Annotated in this window: 6 protein-coding genes; 2 read left to right on the top strand and 4 right to left on the bottom strand. The window is 65.4% G+C overall.

Annotated features, from left to right (window positions below):
• Positions 1–51: 51 nt before the first annotated feature.
• On the bottom strand, positions 52–321 hold the full coding sequence (locus tag I6F21_RS37150; RefSeq protein WP_050995968.1) for a BolA family protein: 270 nt from the start codon (positions 319–321) through the stop codon (positions 52–54).
• 127 nt (positions 322–448) lie between these two features.
• On the opposite strand from I6F21_RS37150, the gene I6F21_RS37145 reads away from it, so the two are divergent.
• The gene (locus I6F21_RS37145; RefSeq protein ID WP_036014711.1) at positions 449–1,078 is read left to right on the top strand and encodes a DnaJ domain-containing protein; all 630 of its coding nucleotides are present in this window, start codon (positions 449–451) and stop codon (positions 1,076–1,078) included.
• Positions 1,079–1,190: 112 nt separating this feature from the next.
• Here I6F21_RS37145 and I6F21_RS37140 read toward each other — a convergent pair whose 3' ends face one another.
• Positions 1,191–2,285 carry a citrate synthase/methylcitrate synthase gene (locus I6F21_RS37140; RefSeq protein WP_225184326.1) on the bottom strand — a complete coding sequence of 365 codons (1,095 nt, stop codon included), beginning with the start codon at positions 2,283–2,285 and terminating at the stop codon, positions 1,191–1,193.
• 76 nt (positions 2,286–2,361) lie between these two features.
• Here I6F21_RS37140 and I6F21_RS37135 point away from each other — a divergent pair, with 76 nt between their 5' ends.
• Positions 2,362–3,582, top strand: coding sequence for a citrate synthase family protein (locus tag I6F21_RS37135; protein WP_036014714.1), 1,221 nt, complete (start codon positions 2,362–2,364; stop codon positions 3,580–3,582).
• 89 nt (positions 3,583–3,671) lie between these two features.
• On the opposite strand, the gene ubiG is transcribed toward I6F21_RS37135, so the two are convergent.
• Both ubiG and I6F21_RS37125 read right to left on the bottom strand, forming a co-directional pair.
• A complete protein-coding gene (ubiG, locus tag I6F21_RS37130) occupies positions 3,672–4,439 on the bottom strand; it encodes a bifunctional 2-polyprenyl-6-hydroxyphenol methylase/3-demethylubiquinol 3-O-methyltransferase UbiG (protein WP_225184325.1) in 768 nt (255 codons plus the stop codon).
• Positions 4,440–4,453: 14 nt separating this feature from the next.
• On the bottom strand, positions 4,454–4,921 hold the full coding sequence (locus I6F21_RS37125; RefSeq protein ID WP_036014717.1) for a PH domain-containing protein: 468 nt from the start codon (positions 4,919–4,921) through the stop codon (positions 4,454–4,456).
• Positions 4,922–4,948: the final 27 nt, after the last annotated feature.

The raw sequence follows: 4,948 nt of genomic DNA, 5'->3' as shown, positions 1-4,948 counted from the left end.
GCTCGCGCTGCGCGCGATCGACCCTCCCCCTCCAGGGCAGGGTCAGAGAATTCAACCTTCCCCCGGCGCCTGCGCATTGATCGCCAGCGCGTGCACGCTGCCGGCGAGTTCCGCGGCGAGCGCTGAATTTATCATGCGATGACGGTCGATCCGGCTCTTCCCTTTGAAGGCGGCAGACACGATATACACACGGAAGTGCGTCTCGCCGCCTGCTCGGTGGCCGGCGTGGCCCTCATGCAAATGTGACTCGTCGACGACTTGCAGGCTTTCCGGCGTGAAAGCTTCCTGCAACTTGTTGCTGATAGTGTCTTTCATAGCCATGTGTGCCATTAAGGTGCGCGCTCGCATCCCGTCAATACCCGGACGTCCAAGCTCGTCGCGACCGGGTGCTCAGCGAATTGCAATGTCAAGACTTGAAGGTTTTTGCATTGCGTAGTCAAAGTCAGCCATGCCGATCGATTCATCAAAATTCTTCGACTCCATCCGCGTGAAGCCGCGGGGCAAGCAGCCGGAAGTGAAGCCGCGCGACACCGCGGTCAATTGCGAATGGGCGGGCTGCGCCAACAAGGGCTCGCACCGGGCGCCGAAGGGCCGCGAGAACCAGCGCGAGTACTGGCACTTCTGCCTCGACCACGTGCGCGAGTACAACCAGAACTACAATTTCTTTTCCGGCATGAATGCCGAAGCCGTCGCGCGCTATCAGAAGGATGCGCTGACCGGTCACCGTCCGACCTGGAAGATGGGCGCCAATGGCGGCAAGAAGGGCGCGGAAGAGATCGACATGGCGGCCGATCCTTTCAGCATGTTCAGCGAGATCAACGGCCGCGCCAGCTGGCGCAAGGGCCCCGAAGCGGAGCCCAAGGCCGAGACGCGTAAAGTGATGAACGCCGAGCGCAAGGCGCTTCAGGTCATGGGCCTCGGCCCCAGCGCGACGCTTGCCGACGTCAAGACCAAGTACAAGGCGCTGGTGAAGCAGCACCACCCGGACGCCAATGGCGGCGACCGCTCGACCGAGGACCGCCTGATCGAGATCATCAAGGCGTATAATTATCTGAAGACGGTCGTGCGCGAGGCGTAGGGGCCTCCCCGCTTTCGTAGCCCGGATGGAGCGCAAGCGTAATCCGGGACCTTTCTCTCACAATGACGACTTTCCCCGGATTACGCTTCGCTCCATCCGGGCTACGCATTCCCTACGCCTGCGGCATCGCCCCGACATATGACGAGCTCGGCCTGATCAACCGCCCCGTCCGCTGCTGCTCGCGGGCATGCGCGGTCCAGCCCGCGCTGCGCGCGATCGCGAAGATCGGCGTGAACGCCTGCCGCGGAATCGCCAGCGCATCGAGCAGGATCGCGGTGAAGAACTCGACGTTCGTCTCCAGCGGCCGCTCCGGATTCTTCTTGCGCAAGGCGCTGCGGATATAAGCCTCGACCTCGCCGGCAAACGGCAAATCGGTGCCATTGGACGCAAGCGCCTCGACCGCGGTCTTGAGCACGTCTGCGCGCGGATCGCGGACGCGATAGACGCGGTGACCGAAACCCATCATGCGCTCGCCGCGCGCCAGCGCCGCGTCGACCCAGGACTGAATGCGCTCGCGCGAGCCGATCGCGTCCAGCATTTCCAGCACCGGCTCCGGCGCGCCGCCATGCAGCGGACCGGTCAGCGCGCAATAGCCGGCGGTGACGGCCGCGAACAGGTCGGCCTGCGTCGAGGCCACCACGCGCGCGGCGAAGGTCGATGCGTTCATGCCGTGGTCGCTGGCGGTGACGAGATAGGCGTCGAGCGCCGTGACCTCGCGCCTTGCAGGCGAACGGCCGTGCAACATGCGCAGCGTGTCGGCGGCATGGCTCACGGTGGGATCGGGCGCGACCGGCTCGAGCCCCTTGGCGCGCCGGACCAGCGCGCCCGCGATCACCGGAAACGCGCCGACGATCGTCGCCTCGTGCTCCAGCCCGTGCTCGGCGCGAAGTCCGGCGACGGCGGCACGAAACCCGTCGATGATGCCCATGCCGCGCGTCGCCGGCAGCAGGTCCGGCAGCCGCGCGAAGGCGCGCTCGCGCGCCACGCCCAGGTTTGAGCGCACATTGGCTTCGGTGAGGGTGGTCTTGCTGGCGCCATTCCAGAGCCGGGCGGTAACGCCTTCGAAGCTCGAGATGGCGGCGAGCCGCCCGACGTGCTCCCCGGCGATGATGAGCTCGCCGCGCTCGCCGTCGACATGGCTCAGCACGGTCTCGGCCGCGGGAACGCCGTCCAGCCCGATCTGGCTTTTGGTGAGGTGGATGTTCATGACCCAAATCTCCTGTTCACGGAGAACAAGGTCAGGCCTCTCGACACATTGATCAATCTTGATTACATAAATCAATATGAAAAATTCTGATGGGCTGTACCTCTCCGCTCGGGAAGCCGCCGCCGAGCTCGCGATCTCTCCGGCCACCCTCTACGCCTATGTCAGCCGCGGCCTGATCCGCTCCGAGCCGACGCCGGACTCGCGAAAGAACCGCTATCGCGCCGAGGACGTTCGGGCGCTGAAGGAGCGCCGTGTGCCGTCGCCGGAGCCACGCGGCCTGCGCAGCTTCGATGCCGATCTGCCGGTGATGGACACGGAGATCTCGACCATCACCGAGGAGGGCGCCATCTATCGCGGCGTCAATTGCGTCGATCTTTCCGAGAGTGACACGCTGGAGCACGCCGCGACGCTGCTGTGGGATGTCGCCGACGTCGATCCGTTTGCCCCCGACAATCAACCGGAACTCTCCGAGGAAATGCGCGTGATCGCGAAGGCCGCGCGCCGGGCCGCACCGATCGACCGCGCCATCGCCGTGCTCGCACTGGCCGCCAGCGTCGATCCCCGCGCCTTCACCCGGGCACCCGATGGCCGCGCTATGGTCGGCGCGCGCATCGTCCGCCTGCTGGTTGCGACCATGCTCAATGCGGACGCCTCGGCCGAGCCGCTGCATCAGCAGGTCGCGCGCGCCTGGGCGGCGGACAACAAGCACGCGCCCGACCTGATCCGCCGCGCGCTGGTACTGCTCGCCGATCACGAGCTGAACGCGTCGACCTTCACCGCGCGCTGCGCTGCCTCGACCGGCCTCAACCTTTATGACTCCGTCATCGCCGGGCTCGCCGCGTTGAAAGGGCCGAAGCATGGCGGCGCCGGCGTCCTGGCCTCACAGCTCGTCAAGACGCTGGTCGACCGCGACGTCGAGCCTGTCGTGCGCGAGCGTGTCGCCCTCGGTGAACGCTTTGCCGGCTTTGGCCACGGCGTCTACAAGCACGGCGACCCCCGCGCGCAGTCGCTGCTGAACGCGCTGTCGCGCTCCGGCGCGCCGCGCAAATTCACCAGGGAAGTGCCAGAGCGGATCGCGGAAGCCACCGGCGAGTTCGTCAATATCGACTACGCGCTCGCCGTGCTGGTCCACGCACTGCGCCTGCCCGCCGGCAGCGAGCTGGCGCTGTTCGCGATGGCCCGCAGCGTCGGCTGGATCGCGCATGCCAGCGAGCAATTGCAGTTCGGCAAGCTGATCAGACCGAGGGCAAGATATGTGGGGCCTGCGCCGGGACGCAGGGCGGGGGCTGCCGGTTAGAACCTCAGTGCGGCAATCTCCGCTGTCGTCGCTGCGAACGCAGGAGGACAGCGTTCCTGGAATGACGGCTCGCACTCACCCTGGGGAGTTCACACCATCGCTTCCGCGACCACCATATAGTTCACGTCCATATCCGACGACAGAGACCATTTGTCGGCGAAGGGCGAGTAGACGACGCCGGTCTGCTCGGTGATGACAAGACGGTTGTCGAGCAGGTATTTCGTCAGTTCGTCGGGCGTGACGAACTTGTTCCACTCATGCGTGCCGCGCGGTAGCCAGCGCAGGACGTATTCGGCACCGACGATGGCGAGGGCAAAGCTCTTCCAGTTGCGGTTCAGCGTCGAGACCAGCATCAGGCCGTTCGGCTTCAGCATCGCGGCGCAGCGCTTCAGGAACATGCCGACGTCGGTGACGTGCTCGACCACCTCCATCGCCAGCACGATGTCGAAGCGCTCGCGCGGGTCGATCTCCTCCACCGTGGTGCAGCGATAGTCGATCGCCAGATGGCTCTTGTCGGCGTGCAGCTTCGCCGCCGCGATGTTGCTCGCGGAGGGATCGATGCCGATGACCTGCGCTCCGAGGCGCGACAGCGGCTCGCAGAGCAGGCCGGCGCCGCAGCCGATGTCGAGCACGCGCAAGGACCCAAGACAATTGAGGCTGCGCACGTTGCGCTCGAACTTGCGGCAGGCGGCGTCGCGGATATAGCCGAGCCGCAACGGGTTGATCCGGTGCAGCGGCGCCATCTTGCCCTTGGGATCCCACCATTCCGCCGAGAGTTTCGAGAATTTCGCGATCTCGGCGGCGTCGACGCTCGAGCCGAGCTGGGCGGAAAGAGAAGTATTTTGCTGCATGCTCATGGTTGGGCGCGGTCCTACCGCGTGGTGATCGAACTACGGAAGGCGAGCGGCGAGGCGATGGTCTTGATCGTCTCGATACCCTCGCCGACGCCGCGAATCGTCACGTCGCCGTAGTTGAGAATACGTCCAAGAATGGTCTGGTCGACATCGACGCTCTCGACCTTGTCCAGCGCCATCTCGAAGGTTCGGCGCTTGATGAAGCCGGTCTTGTGCACGACCCTGAGGTTGGTGACGTCGGTCTCGGTGGTGAAACGATGGAACCAGCCCTTCACGGTCCAATACAGGGCCGCCAGAGCCGCGAGACCCGCGGCCCCGAGGCAAAGCAGAACGAGCCAGTCGACGGTCGCCTGCCGCGACAGGATGAGCAGGGCCAGCGCCGCGATCCAGGCCACGATGGCCGGAAAGTAGAAGATCCAGTGCGCATTGGTCGAATACAGCACGCGCTCGCCGGGCTGCAGGATCTCGTCGATGTAACGCGCCATGATCTAGCTTAACCCACTACCCCACCC

Source organism: Bradyrhizobium sp. NBAIM03, from assembly GCF_020194055.1.
GTDB lineage: Bacteria > Pseudomonadota > Alphaproteobacteria > Rhizobiales > Xanthobacteraceae > Bradyrhizobium > Bradyrhizobium yuanmingense.
Note: the sequence above shows the minus strand (reverse complement) of the source record. Positions and strands in the feature narration are given on the sequence as shown.

Bases quoted from the DNA above. Each gene is read 5' to 3' on its own strand.
- I6F21_RS37125 (WP_036014717.1), bottom strand. From the start codon at position 4,921: ATGGCGCGTTACATCGACGAGATCCTGCAGCCCGGCGAGCGCGTGCTG.
- I6F21_RS37150 (WP_050995968.1), bottom strand. From the start codon at position 321: ATGGCTATGAAAGACACTATCAGCAACAAGTTGCAGGAAGCTTTCACG.
- I6F21_RS37140 (WP_225184326.1), bottom strand. From the start codon at position 2,285: ATGAACATCCACCTCACCAAAAGCCAGATCGGGCTGGACGGCGTTCCC.
- ubiG (WP_225184325.1), bottom strand. From the start codon at position 4,439: ATGAGCATGCAGCAAAATACTTCTCTTTCCGCCCAGCTCGGCTCGAGC.
- I6F21_RS37145 (WP_036014711.1), top strand. From the start codon at position 449: ATGCCGATCGATTCATCAAAATTCTTCGACTCCATCCGCGTGAAGCCG.
- I6F21_RS37135 (WP_036014714.1), top strand. From the start codon at position 2,362: ATGAAAAATTCTGATGGGCTGTACCTCTCCGCTCGGGAAGCCGCCGCC.